The sequence below is a fragment of the Acetivibrio clariflavus DSM 19732 genome (assembly GCF_000237085.1).
Taxonomy (GTDB): Bacteria; Bacillota; Clostridia; order Acetivibrionales; family Acetivibrionaceae; genus Acetivibrio; species Acetivibrio clariflavus.
In genome coordinates, this window is sequence record NC_016627.1 from 1356505 (window position 1) to 1382366 (window position 25862).

The 25862-nt window shown below is 35.1% G+C and carries 37 protein-coding genes and 1 pseudogene; 33 read left to right on the forward strand and 5 right to left on the reverse strand.

Annotated features, from left to right (window positions below; all coding sequences use genetic code 11):
* Window positions 1-268 precede the first annotated feature (268 nt).
* The 25 genes and pseudogenes from CLOCL_RS05660 to CLOCL_RS21470 all read left to right on the forward strand — a co-directional run bounded on the left by CLOCL_RS05660 (window position 269) and on the right by CLOCL_RS21470 (window position 13134).
* Window positions 269-775 carry a hypothetical protein gene (locus tag CLOCL_RS05660; protein WP_014254449.1) on the forward strand — a complete coding sequence of 169 codons (507 nt, stop codon included), beginning with the start codon at window positions 269-271 and terminating at the stop codon, window positions 773-775.
* 121 nt (window positions 776-896) lie between these two features.
* A complete protein-coding gene (locus CLOCL_RS05665; protein ID WP_041714958.1) occupies window positions 897-1310 on the forward strand; it encodes a ParB N-terminal domain-containing protein in 414 nt (137 codons plus the stop codon).
* Window positions 1311-1320: 10 nt separating this feature from the next.
* Window positions 1321-1866, forward strand: a complete 546-nt coding sequence (locus tag CLOCL_RS20955) for a hypothetical protein (protein ID WP_014254450.1) — start codon at window positions 1321-1323, stop codon at window positions 1864-1866.
* A gap of 87 nt (window positions 1867-1953) precedes the next feature.
* Window positions 1954-3312, forward strand: a complete 1359-nt coding sequence (locus CLOCL_RS05675) for a polymorphic toxin-type HINT domain-containing protein (protein ID WP_276324628.1) — start codon at window positions 1954-1956, stop codon at window positions 3310-3312.
* A gap of 51 nt (window positions 3313-3363) precedes the next feature.
* Complete coding sequence (locus tag CLOCL_RS05680) at window positions 3364-3801, forward strand: hypothetical protein (protein ID WP_014254451.1); 438 nt, start codon at window positions 3364-3366, stop codon at window positions 3799-3801.
* Between the two features lie 180 nt (window positions 3802-3981).
* Window positions 3982-4761: a polymorphic toxin-type HINT domain-containing protein gene (locus tag CLOCL_RS20960; protein WP_198528747.1), complete on the forward strand. Its 780-nt coding sequence runs from the start codon at window positions 3982-3984 to the stop codon at window positions 4759-4761.
* Between the two features lie 12 nt (window positions 4762-4773).
* A complete protein-coding gene (locus CLOCL_RS05690) occupies window positions 4774-5028 on the forward strand; it encodes a DUF1871 family protein (RefSeq protein WP_014254452.1) in 255 nt (84 codons plus the stop codon).
* Window positions 5029-5281: 253 nt separating this feature from the next.
* Window positions 5282-5419: a hypothetical protein gene (locus CLOCL_RS22425; RefSeq protein WP_157834889.1), complete on the forward strand. Its 138-nt coding sequence runs from the start codon at window positions 5282-5284 to the stop codon at window positions 5417-5419.
* A gap of 30 nt (window positions 5420-5449) precedes the next feature.
* Window positions 5450-5770: a hypothetical protein gene (locus CLOCL_RS05695; RefSeq protein WP_014254454.1), complete on the forward strand. Its 321-nt coding sequence runs from the start codon at window positions 5450-5452 to the stop codon at window positions 5768-5770.
* 150 nt (window positions 5771-5920) lie between these two features.
* On the forward strand, window positions 5921-6148 hold the full coding sequence (locus tag CLOCL_RS23055) for a hypothetical protein (RefSeq protein WP_014254456.1): 228 nt from the start codon (window positions 5921-5923) through the stop codon (window positions 6146-6148).
* A 175-nt stretch (window positions 6149-6323) separates the two neighbouring features.
* Complete coding sequence (locus CLOCL_RS05705; RefSeq protein WP_014254457.1) at window positions 6324-6713, forward strand: hypothetical protein; 390 nt, start codon at window positions 6324-6326, stop codon at window positions 6711-6713.
* Entirely contained in the window at window positions 6706-6843 is a 138-nt protein-coding gene (locus CLOCL_RS22430; RefSeq protein WP_169313376.1) for a hypothetical protein, read from the forward strand. Before CLOCL_RS05705 ends, CLOCL_RS22430 begins: the two co-directional genes overlap by 8 nt.
* Before the next feature lie 120 nt (window positions 6844-6963).
* Window positions 6964-7098, forward strand: a complete 135-nt coding sequence (locus CLOCL_RS23485) for a hypothetical protein (RefSeq protein ID WP_257197355.1) — start codon at window positions 6964-6966, stop codon at window positions 7096-7098.
* A 110-nt stretch (window positions 7099-7208) separates the two neighbouring features.
* Window positions 7209-7523, forward strand: coding sequence for an HINT domain-containing protein (locus tag CLOCL_RS05710; protein WP_257197777.1), 315 nt, complete (start codon window positions 7209-7211; stop codon window positions 7521-7523).
* 24 nt (window positions 7524-7547) lie between these two features.
* Complete coding sequence (locus CLOCL_RS05715) at window positions 7548-7820, forward strand: hypothetical protein (protein WP_014254458.1); 273 nt, start codon at window positions 7548-7550, stop codon at window positions 7818-7820.
* Complete coding sequence (locus CLOCL_RS05720; RefSeq protein ID WP_014254459.1) at window positions 7820-8194, forward strand: DUF2019 domain-containing protein; 375 nt, start codon at window positions 7820-7822, stop codon at window positions 8192-8194. The genes CLOCL_RS05715 and CLOCL_RS05720 overlap by 1 nt, the downstream gene beginning before the upstream one ends.
* A gap of 130 nt (window positions 8195-8324) precedes the next feature.
* The gene (locus CLOCL_RS05725; protein WP_014254460.1) at window positions 8325-8714 is read left to right on the forward strand and encodes a hypothetical protein; all 390 of its coding nucleotides are present in this window, start codon (window positions 8325-8327) and stop codon (window positions 8712-8714) included.
* Entirely contained in the window at window positions 8707-8844 is a 138-nt protein-coding gene (locus CLOCL_RS22435) for a hypothetical protein (protein ID WP_169313377.1), read from the forward strand. Before CLOCL_RS05725 ends, CLOCL_RS22435 begins: the two co-directional genes overlap by 8 nt.
* Window positions 8845-9021: 177 nt before the next feature.
* Window positions 9022-9753: pseudogene (locus CLOCL_RS05730) on the forward strand (bifunctional DNA primase/polymerase).
* Window positions 9674-10222 carry a polymorphic toxin-type HINT domain-containing protein gene (locus CLOCL_RS20965; RefSeq protein WP_245532850.1) on the forward strand — a complete coding sequence of 183 codons (549 nt, stop codon included), beginning with the start codon at window positions 9674-9676 and terminating at the stop codon, window positions 10220-10222. Before CLOCL_RS05730 ends, CLOCL_RS20965 begins: the two are co-directional and overlap by 80 nt.
* 34 nt (window positions 10223-10256) lie before the next feature.
* A complete protein-coding gene (locus tag CLOCL_RS05740; protein ID WP_014254461.1) occupies window positions 10257-11060 on the forward strand; it encodes a hypothetical protein in 804 nt (267 codons plus the stop codon).
* Window positions 11061-11264: 204 nt separating this feature from the next.
* A complete protein-coding gene (locus CLOCL_RS20970; RefSeq protein ID WP_081467011.1) occupies window positions 11265-11615 on the forward strand; it encodes a polymorphic toxin-type HINT domain-containing protein in 351 nt (116 codons plus the stop codon).
* Between the two features lie 250 nt (window positions 11616-11865).
* The gene (locus CLOCL_RS05755; protein ID WP_014254462.1) at window positions 11866-12306 is read left to right on the forward strand and encodes a hypothetical protein; all 441 of its coding nucleotides are present in this window, start codon (window positions 11866-11868) and stop codon (window positions 12304-12306) included.
* A 127-nt stretch (window positions 12307-12433) separates the two neighbouring features.
* On the forward strand, window positions 12434-12646 hold the full coding sequence (locus tag CLOCL_RS22025) for a hypothetical protein (protein ID WP_144687079.1): 213 nt from the start codon (window positions 12434-12436) through the stop codon (window positions 12644-12646).
* A gap of 260 nt (window positions 12647-12906) precedes the next feature.
* Window positions 12907-13134, forward strand: a complete 228-nt coding sequence (locus CLOCL_RS21470; RefSeq protein WP_245532887.1) for a polymorphic toxin-type HINT domain-containing protein — start codon at window positions 12907-12909, stop codon at window positions 13132-13134.
* A gap of 285 nt (window positions 13135-13419) precedes the next feature.
* Here CLOCL_RS21470 and CLOCL_RS05765 read toward each other — a convergent pair whose 3' ends face one another.
* From CLOCL_RS05765 to CLOCL_RS05790, 5 genes are all read right to left on the reverse strand, one after another.
* Complete coding sequence (locus CLOCL_RS05765; RefSeq protein ID WP_014254463.1) at window positions 13420-14637, reverse strand: IS256 family transposase; 1218 nt, start codon at window positions 14635-14637, stop codon at window positions 13420-13422.
* 87 nt (window positions 14638-14724) lie between these two features.
* Window positions 14725-15108, reverse strand: coding sequence for a DUF5104 domain-containing protein (locus CLOCL_RS05770; RefSeq protein ID WP_052306577.1), 384 nt, complete (start codon window positions 15106-15108; stop codon window positions 14725-14727).
* A 1483-nt stretch (window positions 15109-16591) separates the two neighbouring features.
* A complete protein-coding gene (locus CLOCL_RS05780) occupies window positions 16592-17983 on the reverse strand; it encodes an IS4 family transposase (RefSeq protein WP_014254049.1) in 1392 nt (463 codons plus the stop codon).
* A 122-nt stretch (window positions 17984-18105) separates the two neighbouring features.
* Window positions 18106-18552: a hypothetical protein gene (locus CLOCL_RS23060; RefSeq protein WP_014254465.1), complete on the reverse strand. Its 447-nt coding sequence runs from the start codon at window positions 18550-18552 to the stop codon at window positions 18106-18108.
* A gap of 109 nt (window positions 18553-18661) precedes the next feature.
* Window positions 18662-19123 (reverse strand): GtrA family protein, encoded by a 462-nt coding sequence (locus CLOCL_RS05790; protein WP_014254466.1) that lies wholly within the window; start codon window positions 19121-19123, stop codon window positions 18662-18664.
* 291 nt (window positions 19124-19414) lie between these two features.
* On the opposite strand from CLOCL_RS05790, the gene CLOCL_RS05795 reads away from it, so the two are divergent.
* The 8 genes from CLOCL_RS05795 (at window position 19415) to CLOCL_RS05830 (ending at window position 25836) form a co-directional block, all read left to right on the forward strand.
* The gene (locus CLOCL_RS05795; protein WP_014254467.1) at window positions 19415-19657 is read left to right on the forward strand and encodes a YdeI/OmpD-associated family protein; all 243 of its coding nucleotides are present in this window, start codon (window positions 19415-19417) and stop codon (window positions 19655-19657) included.
* Window positions 19658-19813: 156 nt separating this feature from the next.
* Window positions 19814-20854: a DUF362 domain-containing protein gene (locus CLOCL_RS05800; protein WP_051411398.1), complete on the forward strand. Its 1041-nt coding sequence runs from the start codon at window positions 19814-19816 to the stop codon at window positions 20852-20854.
* A gap of 28 nt (window positions 20855-20882) precedes the next feature.
* On the forward strand, window positions 20883-21254 hold the full coding sequence (locus tag CLOCL_RS05805; RefSeq protein WP_014254469.1) for a zinc ribbon domain-containing protein: 372 nt from the start codon (window positions 20883-20885) through the stop codon (window positions 21252-21254).
* A 268-nt stretch (window positions 21255-21522) separates the two neighbouring features.
* A complete protein-coding gene (locus CLOCL_RS05810; RefSeq protein ID WP_014254470.1) occupies window positions 21523-22428 on the forward strand; it encodes a cellulose binding domain-containing protein in 906 nt (301 codons plus the stop codon).
* A 108-nt stretch (window positions 22429-22536) separates the two neighbouring features.
* Complete coding sequence (gene eno, locus CLOCL_RS05815) at window positions 22537-23838, forward strand: phosphopyruvate hydratase (protein WP_014254471.1); 1302 nt, start codon at window positions 22537-22539, stop codon at window positions 23836-23838.
* 118 nt (window positions 23839-23956) lie between these two features.
* On the forward strand, window positions 23957-24193 hold the full coding sequence (secG, locus tag CLOCL_RS05820; protein WP_014254472.1) for a preprotein translocase subunit SecG: 237 nt from the start codon (window positions 23957-23959) through the stop codon (window positions 24191-24193).
* A 193-nt stretch (window positions 24194-24386) separates the two neighbouring features.
* Window positions 24387-24842 (forward strand): IS200/IS605 family transposase, encoded by a 456-nt coding sequence (tnpA, locus tag CLOCL_RS05825; RefSeq protein ID WP_014253709.1) that lies wholly within the window; start codon window positions 24387-24389, stop codon window positions 24840-24842.
* Between the two features lie 460 nt (window positions 24843-25302).
* Window positions 25303-25836, forward strand: coding sequence for an HDIG domain-containing metalloprotein (locus tag CLOCL_RS05830; protein ID WP_014254473.1), 534 nt, complete (start codon window positions 25303-25305; stop codon window positions 25834-25836).
* Window positions 25837-25862: the final 26 nt, after the last annotated feature.

Genomic DNA, 25862 nt, shown 5'->3' on the forward strand with positions numbered 1-25862 from the left:
ATAATTTTAAAATATTAGAGTAATCCTATAAGTTATGGTTAAGCATTATAAGGTGACAAGGGTAATATAACTTTTCATGTACTCAGAATTGCAGGAATAGTGTATGCTATAAGGCTCAATACCTGGTGTAGTTTGCTTGGCAGTAACTCTGCGATAATTTTGCTAAAAAGTAACTTCTCCGAAATACAATAGAGCACCTATATATTTTCTACCCTATAACGCAAATATAGGTCCGATAATTTATACATATTAGGAAGGAGGATATATTATGGGAAGACAAATAAATTACTATATGAGTGAAGAAGTAGATAATAAATTTATTGAATTTATCAAAGAGCAGAATTATGAATTTTTATTTTATGATTTTAAGAATAATGCATTAATTAGATTGAATAAAGAAAAATATAATGAGTTTAATGAAAAGTATGCGTATTTATATAAACCGGAGTATGAGGAACTTTTTATGAAAGATGAACCCTTAGTTCGTATCGATCAAATAGCAAGCCCGGTAATAGACTTTACAAGGACAAATATAGACCACGACGAAAAGATTGTTATAAGGGGTAGGATATGGATTGAAACAAAGTATTACAACTCATCTGGTGAACTGGTAGAAAAGAATGCTGAGTTAGTGAAAGATTATAATAGGTTAGTGAGATGGATAAAAAAGAATGTACCATTTAGAGAGATAATCCAAGAGGATTATGTTGAAAAAGAATATGCAAATGATGAAATTGTGGAGTTAGTTAAACAAGGGTATAAATTAACAATTTAATTTTAATTATCAAACCATAATGATATATTTAATCTCAGTTATATACTGGAAAGATAAAAATTTATTATGGGTTTTTATTTTTTGCAGAAAAGTAGGCTTAATCTAAACACAGAAAAATTAAGTGTATTTGAGCGAAAGTGATATAAAAGTAGTGTTTGAGGCAATAGAAGAAGGCGATTATGACCTTGCTGCATGGAGAGCAGTAACAACAATAGCTGCTATACTGGCATTGAGAAGTGAGATGTTTAATAAAACAACATCTGTTGGAAATAAAGGAACAAGTAATACTCATAATTCTATTGGAAAACCATTTGATCCTAAAGGGAAAGTAGTACAAGTGGGTGTTGACCCAAAAACATTAAAACCTACGAAGAATTTGGATACACTGGACCCAATTAGGCAAAAAAATGCAGTTAAGCATGCAGGGGATAAACCTATTATTGTAGATAGAAAGGGCAATGTGCTTGATGGCCATCATCGCCTTAACGATGCTATTCAAAATGGTCGTGCTGTTGATGTGCAAATTGGTTATTAAGGAGGTTAAAATGAGCGAAAAGAACAAAAACATTACATGTTTTATGGTAGGATTTCAACGTGTTTTCGTAATAATTCGATCAGATATTAAGAACCCTTATAATGTAGATTTGCTTAAGATAATAAGTAAGTACTGTTTATTATTAAAGGAGGATCAATCAACTAAATTTGAGACCTTTAAATCAGAAATTGATAGCATTATAAACGAACATGATGAAATTAATGAATTAATTGAAAATGCACTAAAGATTTATGAGGTTAATCCTATTACTGATAATTTAGATGAAATATACCGTTATTTATCAGTTATAAGTGATACAGCTTTAGAAGTATGTTCGCAACTAAGACAAAAAAATTTTGATAGGGCATATGATTTGGTTGATGCTATACACTGTTTGCCAGAAGCATTAATAAGCAAAAAACAATGGGATCCAAAGACATACTGGAAAATATACATTAGACCTTATAGAGAAAAGTGGGATAAACAGTTTCTTAAAAATCAAGAAAGAGAACTTTTAAAAACAAGTTTCTTTAAATTCTTTAGACACATCTGTTAAAATAATGAATATTTCAGATAAAGGGCCACATCGTTTTTGATGATGTGACCTTTATTTTTGTATTTACAGTGAATTATGTTTTAGAGAATTAAAGATGAAGAGGGCAATGTAACCGATACATATGTATATGATGCCTTCGGTAATATACTTAACAGAACCGGAACGACAGTGAACAGCTACATGTTTGCGGGTGAGCAATACGACGCAAACACCGGATTCTACTACTTAAGGGCAAGGTATATGAACCCTGCATTGGGCAATTTCATAAGCATGGACCCGTACAGCGGAAGTATTTATGACCCGACAAGCCTGCACAAGTATCTGTATGCCAATGCAAGTCCTGTGAACTTCACCGACCCGACGGGATATTTCACCATACCGGAAATTCTGGCATCCTTCCAGATACATGGAGTTATGAACACACTAAGGTGTGTAGCCCTATCATCATTGCTAAATGCAGCAAAAGGTGGAATTGCAGGTGCGGTATTCGGAGGAATAGATGCAGCCTTAGGCGGAAGAGACATAGTGGAAGGAGTAATGCAGGGAACGATAAGCGGTGCCGCTTTTGGGGCATTGGCTACGTTTGCAGAGTTAAGGCTGATATTGGGAGTATTCGGTTTAGAGAACGGAGTAGAAGGAGTATTTGAGGCAATAGAAGAAGGCGATTATGACCTTGCTGCATGGAGAGCAGTAACAACAATAGCTGCATTAATATCATTGGGCAGTGAACTGTTTAACAGATCAGCATGCTTTACAGAAGAGACACTGATATATACAAAAGACGGATACAAAGAGATAAAGGACATCCAGGTTGGAGATGAGGTATACTCTGAGAATCCCGAGACAGGAGAAAAGGGATTAAAGAGGGTACTGAACGTATTTGTAAATGAAATAAAAGAACTGGTACACTTAAAAGTAGGAGACCAGGAGATAAAGACAACATCAACCCATCCCTTCTGGGTGGAAAGAAAAGGCTGGGTAGATGCCGGGGAGTTAAAACCCGGTGACAGACTTGTAATGTACTCAGGAGAGGTACTTGAGGTAGATGAAGCCTATGTAGAATATCTGGATAGACCAGTAAAGGTGTACAATTTTGAAGTAGAAGACTGGCATACCTACTTTGTATCGGAGTATAATGTATTTGTACACAATGCAGAATGTGGTGTGGGAAAAGGAAGTGCTAATCCTAAAGTTAAAGATGCGGCAGCAAGAGGAAGAAAGATGCACAGAGACTATGATTATGGAGATGGAGTTGTAAAAGAAAAAAGACTTCCCTCAGGAAAAAGAATGGATGGATATGATGCTGATAGTAAACTAATACATGAGCTTAAGCCCAACAATCCTAAAGCAATAAAAAGAGGTATGAAGCAGCTTGACCTATATATAGATGAGGCAAATAGAGAGTATGGACCAGGTCACTCAGGTAAACTGCATACATATGATTAATAATTAATCTTTAAGTTTTATTTTAAGAGAATTTTGTGAGGAGATAATGCAATGAGACAAAACGAAAAAAAATATTTATTTGAAGGTTGGTTTTCAATTTATATTCCAGAAACATGGGAGTATTCTGTTGATGAAGATTTACTTACAATTCATTCAAAGACGAACGCACAAGGTGTACTTCAAATATCATTCTTTCATAGAAAAGAGATAGAAGAAAGTATAAGAGATACTGCCGATAAACATCTAAATAAGTTTTTAGATCAATATGATGTGCTAGTAGATGTAAATACTTACAAAATAATTGAATCTCCATATCATATTGTAGCTACAGCAAGCGGTTCATATGAAGGAGAATTTATAAAAGTTTGGACTATTGTTAATGAAAATAAAATGTTGTTAGTTACATATATAAGTCCAAATAAATCAAAGGAACTATCGAAAGCGACAGATATTGTATACAGTATTAACTTTGATACAAGAGAAACTTAAGTGAAATGTTGTTGATGCTAAAAGACTTATTGCTATTTCAAAAATAAATAATGTATTGGTGGTTTTTTCTTAGAAAGCGGAGTAGCAGGAGTTTTTGAAGCAATAGAAAATAAGGATTACGACCTGGCAGCATGGAGAGCAGCAACAACAATAGTTGCCCTAATATCATTGAGTAGTGAATTGTTTAATAGAACAGCATGCTTTACAGAAGAGACACTGATATATACAAAAGACGGGTACAAAGAGATAAAGGAAATCCAGGTTGGAGATGAGGTGTATTCTGAAAATCCCGAAACAGGAGAAAAGGGATTAAAGAGGGTACTGAACGTATTTGCAAATGAAATAAAAGAACTGGTACACTTAAAAGTAGGAGACCAGAAGATAAAGACAACATCAACCCATCCTTTCTGGGTGGAAGGAATAGGCTGGGTAGATGCCGGGGAGTTAAAACCCGGTGGCAGACTTGTAATGTACTCGGGAGAAGTGCTTGAGGTAAAAGAAGCCTATGTAGAATATCTGGATAGACCAGTAAAGGTGTATAATTTTGAAGTAGAAGACTGGCATACATACTTTGTGTCGGAGTATAATGTATTTGTACACAATACAGTATGCGGCGACTCAGGAGTTGGAAATAAGGGAACGAGTAAGACTGCAGTAAAGATAGGAGATGATTTTGGTAAATTAGGAAAGGTTGTTGAAAACCCTGGGTTAAAAGTTGACTGGGGTCAATATTCCAAACATGGATTAGGAAGGATGATGGAACGAAATGTAACAACAGATATGGTTAATGACTGGGTAAGAAATGGTAAGGTTCTTCAACAAAGCGGAGGACAATACCTGTTCGTGACAAGAGAGGGTGCTGCTGTTGTTAATCCAAATGGAAAGCTTATAACAGTTATGTCAAAGTATGACTTTGATGAAGTGATGGAAAATGTTGTTAACAAGTTATTTGGGAATTAGGAGGCTGCGACAGTGAAATATAATAAAATCGAAAAAATTATAAATGACTGGGATCCAATAAATTTGTTTCCATATTCTCCACCAGATGAATACAGGACAGAGATAGAAAAAATTTACAATTCGTGCGACAAAGTATGCGATAAAGAAGCCCTTGGTAGACTCATATATAAGGTGTTTGTTGATGAATTTGGGGATGACGTTTTTAAGTTTAATGTAAATAAATGTGTAGAAATAGCAGGTTTAATTCTATCAGAGGATACACTATAGGGGTCGCCCATGCTCCCTATTTGCTCTTTGGCAAATGCGGATTTTCGTAAACCATAAACATCGTTACGACTCCAAAGCGTGAAATCCCACCACGATTGAAATCAACCCGCCCCCCATTGCTGGGCTGTGTGAGCTGGAGCAGGGCGTTTATGACCCTGCTCCTTATTGCAATGGTCTAAAAATATTCTGGACTTTTGCAGAATTAATGAGATAGTGTACAGTAAATCGTCAAACTGATGTAGGTGGGCGCAGTTTGATGCTTTACTATGAAATAGACAATAACGGAAGCATAACAAAGGAAACAAGAAGGTATATCAAGAACGGCGTAATCAACCCTATAATTACTGATTACGAATATGACGGCTATGGAAATCTTACTAAAAAACTGTGAATTCCGCCGACAATACATATATTACAAGCTATGTCTACAGGAACGTGTAGTACTCAATCGGTATTAAATGCAGGTTCTAAAGCAGATGATTTGAAAGCTGTAGATGATTTACCTTCAAATATTCAAAGCAATGTAAAGAGCTTCTTTAAAGGTGGCTCAAATAAATACAATGACTTTACAGTTGAGAAGATGCCGAATGGTAATTATATGGCAAAGATGACTAAGCCAGGTGATGTTCCAGGTTCAAAAGCTATTTACTATAAAGAAATTTCGCCAGACGGAACTACTATTAAAGTCTATAAAGATACATTTGACTCTGCCGGTAATCTTGTCCATACAAAACCAAAGTAAGCTGTAGGAAGGAGAACTTATAATGTTGCTTCAAATACTTGAACAGTTCAGAGATTTAGTGATAGATAAAAATACACTGATTCAGTTGCTACCGCTGGAACTAAAAAAATAAAAACTGATAAACCTGTAGAAGTATGTAATAGACATGTATTGTTGCTGCTAGAGAGTTATCAAAAAGGTGTTATTTCTAAACAATGGCTTCTAGATTGGGTAAATACTGTGTGGTTTTCTGGCTTATTTGAATATTGTGATGAAAATTGTGATTGTATTGCCAGTGTGATGAATGAACTAGAAGAAATTGATGAGGATGGAAAAGAGTTAACTCATGAAAAAATAAGTAAATACATTCATGCATTAGAGAATAATATTGAAATTTAAAAGAAATTAACCAATTAGCGGTTTCTTTGTATGCTACATCAGGGAGCTTCTTAAGCATATGTTTTTACCCGGCGAGCCAATACAATGGCAAGTCGGGTTTCTTTTTATCCGTGCTTGACAATATGTAATACATTGTGATACAATAAAACTAACAAGAAATATAGGAGGTGCAATAATGTCTACAGAAAAGGATAGTATGCTTCGGGTAAGGCTTACACAAAGGCAGTCGGATGAATTGGATGCTATCATCGATGAACTTCAAGCACAAATGCCGGAGGCAAGCGTTACCACATCAAGCATAGCACGATACGCTCTGGAGAAGTATGTGAGCGACCATATTGCCAAGCGTGACGGAACAAAGATTTTCATTGAAGTGTCTACCGCAGATGCCACAGAAGAGGACATAAAGAATCTATATGGCCTTCTTTCCAAGCTGTTTGACGAAACAAAGGAGAATTACTCACCAACGGTTCATTACATGGTTGGAGAGATATTAGAGCCTGTGATGATGAAGATGGCAAGCCTCATGAAGCCAAAGAAGCCGGAGGTAAAGACAAGTGAGTAAGAAAAAGTACACTGTACGCTGTCCCTATTGCAATCACAGAGTATTTGATGCCGATTACGCTGATGTTGAAATCAAATGCCCGGTGTGCAGAAAGGTTTTTGAAGTGAAGCTGGAGAAAAAGGCGGGATAAAAAGTGAATAAATCTGGCACAGAGCCACAAAGGGAGCGAATGACTCACCTATAGAGCCTGGCGGATAGTCTTAAAAACTATTTGTCAGGCTCTATTTATGTTCTCGGAGGAGGTGAGAATTTGAAAGTGACAATGATGAACGCAGCATTAAAATATACAGAAGCCAATATCCCGGCTATACCACTGCACTGGATTTGTGAGGATGGCTCCTGCTCCTGCAAGGCAAGGAGTGATTGCGACTGTAAAAGTCAATAAAAATTTGGTTCTTTTCAAAGTTAGTTGAAACACAATAATTTTGCAATACAAATTATCTATTTTTAATAGTCATATTTAATTTTCAACTAGTTCTGGAAAGAGCCAAAGAACTGGTACACTTAAAAGTAGGAGACCAGGAGATAAAGACAACATCAACCCATCCCTTCTGGGTGGAAGGAAAAGGCTGGGTAGATGCCGGGGAGTTAAAACCCGGTGACAGACTTGTAATGTACTCGGGAGAAGTGCTTGAGGTAAAAGAAGCCTATGTAGAGTACCTTGACAGACCAGTAAAGGTGTACAATTTTGAAGTAGAAGACTGGCATACATACTTTGTGTCGGAGTATAATGTATTTGTACACAATACAGTATGCGGCGACTCAGGAGTTGGTAATAAGGGAACAAGTAGTACTGGACAAGGATTTTAGACATTTAATGAGGCTAAGAAAGCATTGGGTTCACCAGGAGAAGGTAATGCGTGGCATCATATTGTTGAACAATCTCAAATAAAAAAATCCGGCTTTGCCCCAACTCAGATCCATAATACCAACAATCTTATTGCAGTTGATAAAGCCACACATGCGAAGATTAGCGGATATTATAATACGTCAACATTCCAATTTACAAATTGCTTAAAAGTACGTGACTGGTTAGCTGGTCAAAGTTTTGAAGCACAATATGAATTTGGATTAAAAGTCCTTAGAGATTTTGGGGTGATTATTTAATGAAGAAAAAACTATCTGCTGAAGAGATTAGAAGTCAGTATATTAAAAGCCTATTAATAATTGAAAAATCAAATTTAGAAGGAGAATACAAAATAGGGAATAAAGAGGGAAAGAAAATAATAAAACTTTTTAAACTATTAGAGGAAGACACTGATTTAGCCAAAGAAGTATTACCATCACTTTTTGAACATGAATCTGTAAAGGTAAAAATCTGCGTGGCTGCTCATTGTTTGGCATTAGAAATATTTGAAGAACAAGCAGTTGATATTTTAGAAAAGATATCCGAGCTTAATCTGAGAGTTTTTTCTTTCGAGGCTGAAATGACACTAAAAGTTTGGCGTGAGCAAGGGTATTTAAGAGTCTATCAGAAGTAAAAAGAAAGTATGGTATAACGAGCAAGGTCACACAGTTTCGGCTGGTGTGGCCTTTTTTCTTATTAATGCTTGACAAAATGTAATACAATGTGATGCAACAAAACCAGCAAGAAACACAGGAGGTGCAATAATGTCTAAAGAAAAGGATTGTATGCTACGGGTAAGGCTTACACAAAGGCAGTCGGATGAATTGGATGCGATTATTGGTGAGCTTCAAGCACAAATGCCGGAGGCAAGTGTTACCACATCAAGCATAGCAAGATACGCTCTGGAGAAATATGTGAGTGACCATATTGCCAAGCGTGACGGTACCAAGATTTTCATTGAAGTCAGCACAGCACACGCTACAGACGAGGACATAAAGAATCTCTACGACCTTCTTTCCAGGTTGTTTGACGAAACAAAGGAGAATTACTCACCAATGGTTCACTATATGGTTGGAGAGATTTTAGAGCCTGTGATGATGAAGATGGCAAGACTCATGAAGCTAAAGAAGCCGGATGTGAAGGCAAGTGAGTAAGAAAAAGTACATTGTACGCTGTCCTCATTGCAATCATAGGGTATTTGATGCCGATTACGCTGATGTTGAAATCAAATGCCCTGAATGCAGGAAAGTCTTTGAAGTAAAGCTGGAGAAAAAGGCGGGGTAAAAAGTGAATAAATCTGGCACAGAGCCACAAAGGGAGCGAATGACTCACCTATAGAGCCTGGCGGATAGTCTTAAAAACTATTTGTCAGGCTCTATTTATGTTCTCGGAGGAGGTAAGAATTTGAAAGTGACAATGATGGACGCAGCATTAAAATATGCAGAAGCCAATATCCCAGTTATGCCTTTGCACTGGATTTGTGAGGATGGCTCCTGCTCCTGCAAGGCAGGGAGAAATTGTGACAGCAAGGGAAAGCATCCGTTATATACCGGCTGGTACAAGAATTCTACTTCTGATATTGAGCAAATAAGGAAATGGTGGACGAAAACAACCAATGCCAATATAGGCATTCCTACAGGTGAGAAGTCCGGCTGGCTGGTGCTTGATGTGGACGATGGTGGTGATGAAACTCTATAGGCTCTTGAATCAACACATGGAAAACTTCCGGATACGGTTACTGCTGTTACCGGCAGAGGAGGTCGGCACTATGTCTTTAAATACCCTAGAGGTCGAAGTATTCCAAATAAGACCAAGTTTGCACCGGGTCTTGATACCCGTTCAAACGGAGGCTTGATAGTCGTACCTCCAAGCATTCATGTAAGCGGTAATCGGTATGAATGGATAAAGGATCAATCTCCCTTTGACAGAACCCTGGCAGAAGCTCCGGAGTGGTTATTAAAGCTTATGGAAAGGGTGGAAGTATTGCTTACACCCTTTGAAGGTAGCAGTATTACAGCCGAGATTATGGAAGGCAGTCGAAACAGTACCCTGACAAGCCTTGCAGGAACCAAGAGGACAAGAGATAAAGGCAACATCAACCCATCCCTTCTGGGTGGAAGGAAAAGGCTGGGTAGATGCCGGAGAGTTGAAACCCTGCGACAGGCTTGTAATGTACTCAGGCGAAGTGCTTGAGGTGGATGAAGCCTATGTAGAGTATCTGGATAGGCCTGTAAAGGTATACAATTTTGAAGTAGAAGACTGGCATACCTACTTTTTGTCGGAGTATAATGTATTTGTACACAATGCAGTATGCGGCGACTCAGGAGTTGGTAGCGGGGGAAGTAGTAAGCCTGAGATAATTGGTAAGCCACATGCTTCAACTCAACATCAAAATTATACTATGAACGAAGTAAATAAGTTATCTTCAACAGGTGAATTCCCAAAAATATACATAAATACTTCTTTAAAAACTGCAGGTTTTAATGGAACACAAAAACCTGATATAATTGCAGTAGGGAAAAACGGAAATGAACATATTGTTGAGATTGCCAGTCCTAGTCAGTTATCAGGTAAACCTTGGACTTTACTAAATAATAAATTAATTACTATGTTACGAAATAACCCTGGAATGACTGGTAGGGTGATATCTCCTAAATATTAATAATTTAAGCAATTTGTTATATAGAGGTGAAAAGATGGATAATAATAAGTATGCAATACAATTATTCTTTAATCCGACGTTTCATGATAGTACAATTATTGAAAAAATAATTAAGGTATCAAATTTTGTATCAAATTATTTACAAGTAGCATATACAAACACTAGTTATTGTGTTAATGAAGGGAATAAAAGTAAAACATATTCATATGTACATTCTGCTAAAGCATTAGAGAAAATGCGTAAGTACAAATATTCCGATATTACTGCTGTATCTTTCGAGAAATTGAAAAGGAAGAATTATTTTTTGGATACAGATATTACATTAGCAATTCTATTATCAGATAAAGATGATTATCCAACACGTATGATTTTATTGGTAGACCCCAATTTCCAGAAAGACTTTTCATTTAGTAAACTACGTGATTTTATAAATTTCATTAAAACGTTGGGATTAGAACTTGAATATGGAATGGGAATGATTTTAGATGAAGAGAAAATGCCTGATTTATTTCTTACTGGGCTAAAAACTCCTAATCTAAATGAAGAAGAAAGAAATATTGTAGATGCATTAGCGTTAAATATAAGAGAGTACAAAACTAAAATATGGGATGTATTTGCGTACAATATTATAAAAAAGGATATAGTTTCGAGTGAAATGATAGAAAATATCAATAAAATTAGCAATAACATTTTGTTCGAAGAAAATGGTTTCTACATAATATCATTATGTAATGATATTGATTCTTTTATTTCGGAAAATGATAAATTTGAAAAGGACAGACAAGAATTAAGAAAGATATTTAGAAATGAAAATCGTATTATGTATAACACACAATAAAAAATAACATTTTTACAGACAATAAATTATAGGTCACACAGTTTCGACTGATGTGGCCTTTATTCTTGTTTCTTCATTTTCTACCGATTTGGAACAGTATACATAAAGGTAGCATGAAAGTCCGACCTGATTAGCGATCTTATGAACGCTGTAACCGGAATATAAAGCATTAGTGCAATAAAAATATCTTAATGTATGTAAGAGATAAAGGCAACATCAACCCATCCCTTCTGGGTGGAAGGAAAAGGCTGGGTAGATGCCGGAGAGTTGAAACCCGGCGACAGACTTGTAATGTACTCAGGAGAGGTACTTGAGGTAGATGAAGCCTATGTAGAGTATCTGGATAGGTCTGTAAAGGTGTACAATTTTGAAGTAGAAGACTGGCATACCTACTTTTTGTCGGAGTATAATGTATTTGTACACAATACAGTATGCGGCGACTCAGGAGCTGGCAGCAGGGTAAAGAACAATACTACAAAAGGATGGAAAGTCGGCGACCCTATTGATAACCTGACGAAAGCAGGAAAGGAGCCTTCATGGAGTACCGTAATATAAAGGTATTGGAAAAATGAAGCGTATTATAATTCTCAGAATTATTCTCCTGAGAATATTGCAAGAATGAAAAAAGGATTAGCACCGAAGAGATATAATGAATTGACTGGAAAAATGGAATCAATGGAATTACATCATATAATCCCACAGAGATCTAACTTGCCAGGCATTAATAGTTATGATAACTTAAAACCGGTTTGGCCAGATGAACATCAATTGATTGATCCATTTAGAAAAACAGGGAGGTAGATTTATGCCAAGTTTTGATAGAGATTTTCAGAATGCTAAAGGAAATCCAGTTAAATATAAGAATTTGGAACTTATAAGAATTGATCGTATACCTGTAAAAAAAGGTACAACTGGTTGTTTGAAAGTTATTTCAACTAATTCGGAATGGAAACAAGGAATACGTATAAAAATTGATGGATTAATGAGTATTAACTCATGTGAAGGCAATGATTTCATTATATGGGCAGATGATGTTGATGGGGATGTTTCTTTTAAAGTAATATCAGGTAAAACATTAGTGGTTTGGAATGCTTGGGATACAGGTGGAGGACGAGTTGATTCATGGTTAAATGGAGCTGCAATGATTCTGGAAATCAACGGGAGATCCAGAAGATATAAATGTAATGACTCACATCCGGATGAAAATTTTGACGACATAATATTTGAAGTAGTAATTAATGAATAGTATAAATTCAAAGGACTGATTTTTATTTGATGAGATTTAAGTTTTACAATATTAAAATAAAATAGTGTGTAAAAGTAATACCTGGCAAATAATATAACTGCAAGCCAGGTTTCTTTTTTCAAGCTGTTTGTCAAAACAACGAAAAATAAATACAAAAGATAAGAAAGTACATAGTAAGAACGCTGTGCAAAGCCTTAAGGAAACGAAGCACAAGAATAAGCTGTTATCCGGTTCTATGAGTAGTGCAGAGAGGCAACGTTCCATTTACTCGACTGCCTTCGGCAATATACTGAACAGAACCGGAACGACAGTGAACAGCTACATGTTTGCAGGAGAGTAGTACGATACAAACAGCGGATTCTGCTACTTATGGACAAGATACATGAACCCTGAAGAGGGCAATTTCATAAACATAGATTCTTACAGCGGAAATATTTATGACCAGACAAGCCTGCACTAGTTATATATAAAAGGCAGATATAAAGATATAAACGACATCAAGGTTGGAGATGAAGTATGCTTTGAAAATCCCGAAACAGGAGAAAAAGGATTAAAGAGATACTGAACATATTTGAAAATGAAATAAAAGAACTGGTACACATAAAGGAAGGAGAACAAAAGATAAAGACAACATCAACCCATCTCTTCTGGGTAGAAGGAAAAGGCTGGGTGGATGCCGGAGAGTTGATACCCGGTGACAGGCTCGTAATATACTCAGGAGAAGTTCTTGAGGTAAAAGAAGCCTATGAAGAGTACCTTGACAGACCGGTAAAGGTATACAATTTTGAAGTAGAAGAATGGCATACGAGTATAATGTATTTAACATAATATTCAGGATGGGAATGTAAGTAATTTTGTGTATCATAATTTATGTAATCCTTCTTTAGCAAGTAAATTTTAGTTGACAAGGTTTACAGAATATTGTTTTTTATTGCCTTTTCATTATATATTATTGCCGGATTTGTTAAGTTTTATACATAAACTTGATTAAATCTGGCAATAATTATTTATAATGGTCAGTATTAGCCTTTTAAACCTATATTTTTAATTTTGTGAGGTCTAGCCCGTCCGGCGATGAGGACGAGCCCTTTAGGGCGGTGGGGATGAATGCTTTTAAATATACTCTTCCAGTCTACCTGGATATTGTATCATCAATTGGCTTAACACCCTATCCCAGTTCTTATACCTCTGTGTCCATTTCTTCACTACATTCATTGATGCTAAATATAGCATCTTTTCCAGTGAACTATCGGTTGGAAATATCGTTTTCGTTTTTGTGACCTTACAAAACTGTCTATGCAGCCCTTCTATTATGTTCGCTGTATATATTATTTTCCGTATCTCTTCCGGAAATTTGAAAAACGGACTTATTACTTCCCAGTTATTTTCCCAACTTCGTATTGCATAAGGATACTCTTTTCCCCATTTTTCTTTTAGTTCATACAGTTTTTCCAATGCTACTTCTTCATTAATTGCATGATATACTTCTTTAAAATCATTGCTAAACGCTTTTAGATCTTTATAGGATACATATTTAAAGGAATTCCTCAACTGGTGTATTATACATCTCTGTACTTCTGATTTTGGATATGCTGCATTTATTGCTTCCTTAAGTCCGGTAAGTCCATCTACACAAAAGATTAAAACATCTTCTACTCCTCTGTTTTTTAGGTCATTTAACACACCTAGCCAAAATTTTGACGATTCATTATCACCAATCCATATCCCTAAGATATCTTTATATCCATCAATAGTAACTCCTAGAACAATGTAAGCTGCCCGGTTTGTTATTCTTCCTTCATCCTTTACCTTATAATGAATTGCGTCCATAAATATAAAAGAATATATAGGTTCAAGAGGTCTTTGCTGCCATTCTTTTATTTCTGGAGCAATTCTGTCAGTAATCTTGCTAACCATCTCCGGAGACAGGCTGAATCCATAAAGTTCTTCAATTTGTTGACTAATATCTCTTGTAGACATTCCCCTTGCATATAGAGCTATAACTTTTTCCTCAATTCCGGAAACATTACGCTGATATTTTGGGATAATTTTAGGTTGAAATTCTCCTTTACGATCTCTAGGCACTTGTATATCAATTTCACCAAACTCACTTTTTATTTTTTTTGGTGTATAACCATTACGGCTATTATCGGTATTTTTATTTGCCACATCATCTTTTGCATAACCCAATTCTGCTTCAAGTTCTGCCTCAAGCAGTTCTTGAATAATATCTTTAAAAATGTCTTTTAGATATGCATTTACATCTGATACGCTTTGGAAATTATTTTCCCGAACTAATTGCTTTATATGTTCTTTTGATAGTGTTGACATAAAATTCTCCTCCTTAGCTTTTCTTATTACTAATTCTTGCCAAGAAGGAGAACATTCAATCTCTTATACACAAGATTTTTTACATCCTCAAAGTTTCACACATCCTTGATTTACCCGCAAAATGTATAACCCTTTATTGTCGGGATTTATCGTGTCTTTGGAATAGTCTATAACAAAAAATATGTATTTTCCCTTGTCTGTTGCAACTGTATACCAAGAAACAAGCTTTATAGATTTTTTTCCATATTCACTTGATGTTCCAGAAGTAAATCTATCTTGTTCCCAGGAATCTACATTACCTTGAAAAAATTCAAACAAATACTCTATATCACTGTCGATATCATTAGCTTCATTCACTGCCTTTTTAGAAAACATTGCTTTTAATGTATCCTTATCTTTATTTTTAATAATTTCCAATAATTGTTCCATTCGGGCATCTGCTTTTTTATCACTATCATCAAAAATCAACATCCTACCTCCTATCGATGAGCAGGAAGTTAATATAGAAATACTTACAATAATTAAAATACTATGAACCTTTTTCTCATGATTAGCGCCCTTAAAATAAAATGTTGCCCTATAATTCTTACAATGAAATGTTCATCTGTCATTTGTACCTTTTCTGATATAATAATTTTTGTTCCAAGCTTCTTGATGCCAGAAATATGGCATATCAATATTATCTTCCGGTAACTTATTATCAATTATTAGTCATTAACCTTTACAAATTGCATCATAACACCAAGCCATAAACTGCATTTAAAGGTATTAAACTTTTTTATACAGACCAATTTTCAGTCATCTATCACCAAAATATTATTATCCTCTTTTACTCAAGTTCAATTTGTATTTTTTTAGAACATATTGTCCCGTTAGCTCCTAGAGAGGACGATATTTTTGTTTCAATATAGTTATCTGTTTTTTTCGATTCCATGTCAAAAATAATACTTGCACATCCATATAATTCGCCTTCCAAATAAAATCTCTCAACATTACAAGACTTTAGTTTAATTCTAGGATACGAATTCATACCTTTTGGACAAGTCTGCATTCTAATGTAGAATATAATTCCTTCCTTGGTTATTTCTATCTTTTCAATAATATCATTATGAAATGATGGTCAATATCCAAAATCATTTTCTATATTTTTATAACCTTCAACAAATGACTTGTTCATTTTATCACCTGCATTATCTCTCCATTCACCACTTAAGAAAGAGCCAATAAATTTTTCTTCTGGTGTTTTATATTTTACAAATGGATTAAACGGAGGCAAAATTTTTAGTAATAGACAGGGTAGGTAATTACTTAGTTTGTTTTAACTAATATACATGCTTGGATTTTAGCTCCGTTGAATCGTAGACTTCTACAACCCTTCTCATTATATTATATTTATATACAATTTTGTTGCTTCTTCTATCCATTTTTTTTTATCTTTCTCAAAATTATCATAGGTCTGAGGCTCTGTATTATTAAGTGGCTCCATTGTCGAAATCAACCATTTACTTTTGTCGTAAATATATTCGGTTTTTGCCGGACGCGTCCTATGATCAAACTTGAAAGTTTCATCTAAATTGGCGGAATTAATACAAACCCGGTTTTGAAAGTGGGCAAAGTATTGCGAAATATTATTACAATGACAACGGTAATTGTACATCATATGGGATTAATAAAAAATAAAGCAGAATTTCCGAATATAAACCAATATTGAGATAGAAGGACTTAATTGCTATATTATTAGTAATAAAACAAAATTTTTTATTCTGCAAGGCTATAAATAATATGTAAAAAAACTTATTCCAATGGACAGGTTACTTGATTAGAAGTTTGAAATGTAAATTATCTTGGTCCAATGAATATGGGAGGTTTAAAACTTGAAAGGTATTTTTAAGGCTTTGTTATACATAATACCGGCAATACTGCTTAGTGTATTCGGTATAATTTTGTTATTTAATCAACTTTCGCAGGAAACAACTGATAGCTTTGCCTTGATATGAACAGGCAAACAAGTGACAAAGTAGTTGAGAAACTCGTTGACTGTTTCCTTTGTCAAAAGCAGTTTTTCCTGTAAAGTAGTTTTTAAAGCCTCTATTATAAGCTGCAGTGCCTCATGGAATTTAATGTCCTCAAGTTCATCGCAGCAATAGTAGAACAAAGTACCAATAGTGCGTAAATCAGTATTATTGCGGTTCTCAACCGCTAACATAATGTACCTTGAAAAAACAATAGTTGTATGGGCAACCATCATATCATAAGAACGACCTTGAAATTCCTTAGCCAGCTTAAGGTATGACTTACACATCTTGAAGAATACCTCTATGTCCCAGCGTTTTCCGTATATCCTGATTATCTCTGTCTCGGGAAGACTAGTATCTGTAGATATGAGAGCTAGCCATTTACTCTTGTTTCTTCGGTCACGGACAAAGACAATTTTTGCCGGAATGTGGTTTCCTTCTTTATCGTGTAATTCTACCATAACTGAAGCAAGGTATTTTGATCTTCCTCTACGTTTCCTGACAGTTCGGTATATCTCTCTCAATGATTTTTTTTCACCATTGAAGTTATAGTAAATCTTGGGAGTATCCTTTACCATAGCTATCACATTAAGATTCATCTTACAAATTTTGATAATAGTAGCCGGAAAGGAGAACCAACTGTCAAATAAAACATATTTTGCTTTAATACCGGTAGCAACTGCTTGTTCCAGCATAGACAGAGCAGATTCCGGTGAAGTGGCTAAGGCATTCTGTCGGCGTTTAAAACCAACGGTTCTTTTATCTATAGTATTTTTCGCTGGATTAATGCAAACCCTTGGATTTGTTGAACTTAAAAGGTTGAAGGCCACAGGAATAAATGAATTACCGTCTGTCCAACCAAGTGTAAGCATACGAAAGCCTTTTTTATTCTTATTGCCGTCAGCATGATCTTTGACCCAACTTAAAAGCTCAACTGACTTGCTTCTTGTCCTACTGTAGAAGGAATCGTCAATTACAAAGGCATCAACCCGTTCATCTGACGTTAATCTATCGATATGATGATTTATGACCTTTGCAGAAAGCAAATATAAAAATCTTTGCCAGTTGATATGTATGGAATTTAAGAATCTGTAGACCACATCCCTTGCAAATGGTATATCAAAGCTTTCTGCTTTATAGTTCATAAACAGATTTTTGCCTGTAAAAACAAGTTCAAACAGTACTTTGAATACCGTAAGACAAGGAATACCTTTATCTTTATATGCGTTTGACTTTTTTAACAGATAGCCTACAGAAAACATTTTGAAAAAGTTATCAACTGTCAAAGAAAATCTATTTTCTTCCTTAACCTTCTGTGATACAATAGACATGTTCAAGAACCTCCAAATTGTCGATTTAATAGGGTTTGGGTACTTCTATTATATCACATAGAAGGGGGTTCTTGTACTTTTTTATTGCCCAAATCTATTGATTTTTCAATGTTCAGTGCACATTATTCACGTACGAAAGTTGATTTTTTTATATATACCATAACTTCGTGGTTAATGGTAAATTGTATCCAGTCATTGATAAAGTCGGTAGTTCCGGAAATATATTTTTGATAAATGTTTTCAAAATAATCTTTATCAATGCAAAGGGCTATGTATCTTACAAAGTTGTCTGATACTTTTTCTTCATGAGGTATTCCGGGTTTGATCATATAAGCGAGGTAATGATCATCGGGTATGTCAATGTTACAGTCAAGAAAGCTTTGTTCTTTTTCATGGAATATCACAAATGAATAGGATGGATGGGTATGGGAAGGAGTTATAGCGTATTTGCAAAATCCAACACTGGGAATAAATATCCCCATATTTTCTGAAACATAGCACTCTACACACTCCAAATCCTGCTCTGTGATATTGCCTACTAATTGTTGTATTTTTGCCATATCACGCATTGAATTATAAAGCACCTCGCTTTATATATCAGACTTTTCATTATATTTAAATCATAGCATAATTGTACAACTGATAGATATACATTGAGAAATTAACCTAAAAACAATATTATCGGGAATTAGCCTTGTTAAAAACGAAACGTTTATCGAGATTATATTTTATAATATACCCTATGGTGAGGCCAATTAAGCCACCTAAGTACTTAGCATATTGATGGTCAAAAATGCTGTCAAATGCCAATTCGAAAGTCCAGAATATTGCTGTGGTAAATATGCCCATAAAAGAATACATAATGAATTTTCCTGCATCTTCCGATTTGCTTTCTGTTGTGTAATTAAAGATATATTTTTTATCCAGAATATACTTAATTATCAACCCTACCAATGTACCCATAAAGATTGCGGCCATCAGAACAAGATTAAATTTTAAAAGGCCAAAGATATTTAAATTTTTAAAGCTGTCCAGAAAAGCAAAGGAGTCAAAGAGCGAAAGGCACAACTGCTGTGTTGAAAAATTTCCTATTATTGATATAATTGCAAATAGTGCATATTTTAAAGTAAGATTCAACAATTTAATCCCGCCAATCTTTTTTATATCTAAAATAGTCAAAGTATGCTGTTTTTAATATGATTTTAGGATGATAACAGGTGTTTGTCAATAAAGAAAGCAAATTGAGTTTTACTTTTGCATGATAAACATACTAAGTTTAAGCGAAAGTTAATAATTGAAATGTTTATAAGCATTAAGAATTAAATTTTTTCAACAGTCTTAAGCATAAAAATTATATCCGCAAACTTTAGACTAATTTTTTTAAGAATTGGACATTTAAGTTTTTGTGGAAGAAAAGGAGATGTGCATAGTATGGTGGATTATTCCAAATTAAAACGAGCGATTAATCCAATGCCTGAAGATGTGGAAGAACGGCTTATCAAGGAGAACTTAATGGAGTTATATCGAAAGAGACCACCATATCAGCAAAATGATTATTTGGGTTGGATATTAAAAGCTAAAAGACCGGAGACAAGAGAAAAACGTATAAATCAAATGATTGAAGAATTGCGCAGCGGTAACAAATATATGGGTATGGACTATCGTGCAAAATAAGTATTAGTCCTTGGCCCAATAATAGTTTTTAGTACAGAATATTGTGAATGACAGGAATAATACAAATTTGGATTTTCTGTGCAGAATATGGGGGAATGATATACCGTGAAAGGTAAAAACGGAATACGAATTATTTACGGAGATAATCCCAGGCAAATGATTAAAGAGCTACTTGAAGTCATAAAACCTGAAGCTGAAATAGATAAAAACATGCTTGTCGGGATTAAACCGAATCTCGTTGTAGCGAAACCTTCGAGTTCAGGTGCGACAACTTCGCCTGAAATAGTGGAAGGAATTATTGAATATTTAAAAACAAAAGGGCATGATAATATAGTAATTATGGAAGGTTCATGGGTAGGGGACAGGACATCAAAAGCATTTAAAGTATGCGGATATGAGGATTTGTCGAAGAAATATAATGTTCCTCTAATTGACCTTCAAAATGATGGGTATAAGGCATATGAAATAGATGGCATAAAGATAAACCTTTGCGACTATATTACAAAGGTTGATTATTTAATAAATGTACCGGTACTGAAAGGCCACTGCCAGACTAATATAACCTGCGCTTTAAAGAATATAAAGGGTTGTATACCCGATTTTGAGAAAAGAAAATTTCATACCATGGGTTTGCATAAACCTATAGCATATTTGAACAAACTTATAAAACAGGATCTCATAATTGTTGATAGCATGAATGGTGACCTCAACTTTGAAGAGGGCGGCAATCCGGTTCAGATGAACAGGATAATTGCAGGAAAAGATCCTGTGCTGATAGATGCATATGCAGCACAGTTGATGGGCTTTAGTATTGAGGATGTACAGTATATTGCTATGGCTGAAAGTATCGGTGTAGGTACTGCCGACTTGGAAAATGCCGATATTGCTGAATTGAACAAGGACAGTGGAACAAAAAAAATAAAACCGTCCAAAAAAGTTCAGCAGTTTTCGAAATATATTATAGAGGACAGTGCATGTTCGGCATGCTGCGGAAGTCTTATTTATGCGTTGGAAAGGCTATATGAGAAAGGTCTTTTGAATAAATTGAATGAAAAACTATACATTGGCCAAAACTTTAAAAATAAAAAGTGTGACGGTTTGGGTATCGGTACATGTACTTCAGAATTTGAAAAATATGTAAAGGGCTGCCCACCAAAAGCTAAGGATATTGTGGAATTTTTGGAAGGACATATATAAGCGGACAATAAGGTGGGAAGTGAGACATATGTTCTTTATAGCGTTTTTTGGAATACAAGATAAAGATAAATATATAGGGACTTGTAATAATATCATATGTCCATCCTGTGAAAAATTGGGCAGATATGAAATTCATAAGTTGTACAGATATTTTCATATATTTTTCATACCGATTTTTCGATGGGATATCAAATATATGGTAAAAACTTCATGCTGTGGCAGCCTTTATGAATTGGATCCTAAAGTTGGTGAGGAATTTGAGAAAAATTCCGATATTGAAATAAAGGAAGAAAATCTTCAACGTGTTAACAATTTTTGGCCTTTCAAGTATTGTTCAAATTGTAAAGCCGATGTGCCTGCAGAATTTAATTATTGTCCCTATTGTGGCAGAGAATTGTAAAATTGAAAATTTACCGGGAAATGCTTACTGTATATTTATGCAGATCTTTTTTGATAAGGGCATTCTCTGTACTACAAGGAAGGTTTTTAATCGTATGTGATGTAATTAAATTAAGTAAATAACTGAATTTTGAAAATTAACCGTAAAGAAAACATATTTTTTATAATGATTGCATAGTTTTTTGAAAATGCCTATTTATTGATAATGATTAAGTGAAATAGTATAATTATACTTTAAATAAAAATTTATACAGTGGTGAGGGGACTTTATGAAATGGTTTTATAATGTAAGAAAAAGGAGAAGAATAATAGGATTATTTTTATTTTCTTTATTTGTTGTAATAATATTAGTGTTTGCCAATTTTAGCAGTAAAAATAAAAAGACTGAAACAAGTACGGATGCTTCTATAATAGAAGCCACACCGACAAAAATTATAGTGACAACAAAGGAACCTGAGGTTACACCGACGCAATTACAGACTCCAACACCGACAGTAGTTCCAACGTTGACACCTGAACCTACACCGACGGAAACAGCAACACCTACGCTAACACCAATACCAACGCCAACATCTATACCAACAACAATTTCCCCCACAGCTACTCCCAAACCTTCACCCACAAAGCAAAATCCAACGCCAACACCTAAAAAGACGGTGCAGGTAAAAACAGCTGAACCGGTAAAGCCTTCGCCAAAGCCTGTTGTTGAGCCGCCAAAGGCTGAAACAAAGATAGAACTTAAATACAAGAATGGCAGAACAAATGTCAATACTGACACAATTTATCCGATGTTTACGATTGTTAATAAAGGAAATCAAAAAGTAAAATTATCTAATATAAAAATAAGATATTACTACACAAAAGAGGGAAATGCCTCTGAGACATTCTGGTGCGATTATTTTACAAAAGGTTCCAGTAATGTGATTGGAAGTTTTGCTAAATTAAACAACGATAAGAACAATGCAAACAGCTACTTAGAGATAAGTTTCAGCGATGCAGCCGGTGAAATTGGAGCAGGCGAAAGTGTGGAACTGTCGGTTGGTTTTGCAAAAAATGACTGGAGTCAGTATAATCAAAAAAATGATTATTCATATTCGTCGTCAACTACATATTTTTCCTGGAATAAAGTAACTCTCTATGTATCCGGAAAGCTTGTGTTCGGAAAAGAACCTTAAAATTTGACTTAAAGCCAGGACAAAATATTATGTTTGAATGTAAGTTTTTTTGGATAAAATATACTAAGCACATTTTGCATAACAATAAATGGAAAGGGAGAATGTGGTATGAAGGAATATTTGGGAATTGAAAACGTATTTGCCAGAGAAATACTTGATTCTAGAGGAAATCCAACAGTTGAGGTGGAAGTTGTTACAGAGGGAGGCTTTTTGGGTAGAGCTGCCGTTCCTTCAGGAGCTTCTACAGGTGCCTTTGAAGCAGTAGAGCTTAGAGATGGAGACAAAAAGAGATATCTCGGGAAAGGTGTATTAAATGCCGTTGAAAACGTAAATAAGATAATAGCTCCTGAAGTTGAAGGAATGAATGTATTTGATCAGGTGGCTATTGATACGTTGATGATTAGTTTAGATGGCACACCCAATAAATCAAAACTTGGTGCAAATGCAATTTTAGGTGTTTCACTTGCTGTGGCAAAAGCAGCTGCTGAAGCTATCGGTTTGGCTCTTTATCAGTATATTGGCGGTGTTAATGCCAAAACTCTTCCCGTACCTATGATGAATATTATTAATGGTGGAAAACATGCGGACAACAGTGTAAACATACAGGAGTTTATGATTATGCCTGTTGGGGCAGGCAGTTTCAGAAACGCTCTTCAAATGTGTGCTGAAGTGTTCCATAATCTAAAGGCGGTATTAAAGAACAAAGGTTATAGTACTGCAGTGGGTGACGAAGGCGGATTTGCTCCTAATCTTAAAACCGATGAAGAAGCTATACAGGTTATTTTGGAAGCGGTTGAGAAAGCCGGATACAAGCCGGGAGATGATTTCAGACTTGCCATAGATGCAGCTGCAACTGAAATGTATCAGGAAGACGGTACTTATTTCTTCTGGAAGACCGGATTAAAAAAGACCCGCGAAGAAATGGTTGAATATTGGGCTGAACTTGTCAACAAGTATCCGATAATTTCATTGGAGGATGGTGTTTCGGAAGAGGATTGGGATGGATGGAAACTTTTGACTGAAAAAATAGGAAAGAAAGTACAGCTGGTAGGTGACGACCTCTTTGTTACCAATACCACAAGGCTAAAAAAAGGTATTGATTTGGGCGTCGCAAATTCCATACTTATTAAAGTAAACCAAATAGGTACTTTGACTGAAACATTAGATGCAATTGAAATGGCTAACAGGGCCGGTTATACCGCAGTTGTATCCCACAGATCCGGTGAAACGGAGGATGCCACTATTGCCGATATAGCTGTTGCAACCAATGCAGGTCAAATAAAGACCGGAGCACCGTCAAGAACCGACCGTGTTGCAAAGTACAATCAGCTCTTAAGAATTGAAGAAGAATTAGGTGGATCAAGCCGTTATTTGGGAATTAATGCCTGGTTCAATTTGAAAAATAAATAGCTGTAAATGTTAAAAAATGGAAAGTAACCTTTGTGCTAAAAATATTTATGTTTTGCTTGTATTTTCATAATCTGTATGCTAAAATTAATTTGTTGATTTCATGGGAGGTGTTTTTGGCATGCAGATAGCTGTTAACATATTGCACATAATATTTTGCATATCGTTGATAGTCATAGTGCTTTTACAATCAGCTAAACAGGCAGGTTTGTCAGGTTCAATAGCCGGTGGTGCAGAAACTTTCTTTGGAAAGAATAAAGGTAGAACAATAGATGCTATGTTAAGCAAATGGACTGCAGTAGCAGCTATAGGTTTTCTTATAACGTCAATTGTTTTACAGATTATGATGAATGCTTGATGATAGTAAATAAAACTGTGGAATTCCACAGTTTTATTTTATTATTGGCTTTAGCCTGATTCACACGCAAAGCGTGTGAATCAAAAAACCACCCGCTATGCGGGTGCGAGACAGGAGTTATACAAAAAAATCACCTTTCCGTTATAATAGAGTTGTTCAAGCTACTATAATAACAAAAGGAAAGGTGATTTTAATGGCAAACAAAGAACACAGTTTAGCACGAACTAAATGGATGTGTAAATATCATATAGTATTTACACCTAAGTATAGACGAAAAATAATTTATAATCAATACAAACAAAGTATAAGGGAAATAATAAAACAACTATGCAAATATAAAGGAGTCGAGATAATAGAAGGACATTTGATGCCAGACCATATACATATGTTAGTAAGCATACCACCCAAAATGAGTGTATCAAGCTTTATGGGATACTTGAAAGGGAAAAGTGCACTTATGATATTTGATAGACATGCAAACTTAAAATATAAGTTTGGGAACAGACACTTTTGGGCGGAAGGATACTATGTAAGTACAGTAGGACTAAATGAAGCAACAATTAAGAAATACATACAAGAGCAATATAAACATGACATAATGATAGATAAGTTAAGTGTGAAAGAGTATGAAGACCCCTTTAAGGGGTAGTTGGTAATAAGTTCGTCCCTTTAGGGACTGCAAAAGTGACAAAGGCAAAGTGGCTTGAACGAAGTGAAAGCCAGCGTCTTTAGGCGCTGGCCGGTAACACGCCCTTATAGGGCTGAGCAAACCACCCGTTTTACGGGTGGTCATGATTTACATACTAAATGTGACAAAATTTAGTTAGCACCTTTTATTTTCTTTAAACAGTTCAATAAATCACTTTGACGGGTTTTAAACGTTCATTTTGCCGGCTTTTTTGAAATTGGAATTTTATTCTTATATCTATTTTTTCTAAATTTTTTCAATAACTTTATTTTTTCTTGTAATTATAGGTTTATTTTAGTAATATATATGTGGGACAACTTTATGTTAGTTGTTCGGACTTTAGTTTGAAGTCTGAGCTGTTTTATTACAATAGTTTTGTTTCCGTGTCTAAAAAGCATACAAATTGGAGGTAATGGTTTCCATGGAAAGAGAACAAGCACTTGAAGAATTGAAAGGTCGTTTGAAGAGTGAGAATCTAATTAGACATTCTCTTGCAGTTGAAGCTATTATGAGAGAGTTGGCTTTTTATTTTAAAGAAGATATTGATAAATGGGGAATAGCTGGATTGCTTCATGATATCGATTATGATAAAACAGCTGGAGACCCTGCAAAACATGGTTTGGTTGGTGCAGAAATATTAGAGACCCTTGATGTTGAAAGCTCTATTGTTTATGCTATAAAGGCTCATAATGATTATCATAAAATTGAAAGGAAAAGAAAGATTGACAAAGCTCTTTATTGCGCAAGTCCTATGGCTGTGGTTATGAGTGCTTGTACAGCAGCACTTCCGTCGAAAAAAGTGGAAGATTTGACTGTGGAATTTGTTATGGAAAAAATTAACGAGGAAGGTTTTATAAACGATACAGAGTTAAAACAGATTAAATCTTGTGAAAATTTAGGTATAGCACTTGAAGAATTCGTTAAGCTTTCTATAAAAGCTGTACAGTCCATATAGATGAAAAAATTAGTGATAATGTTTAT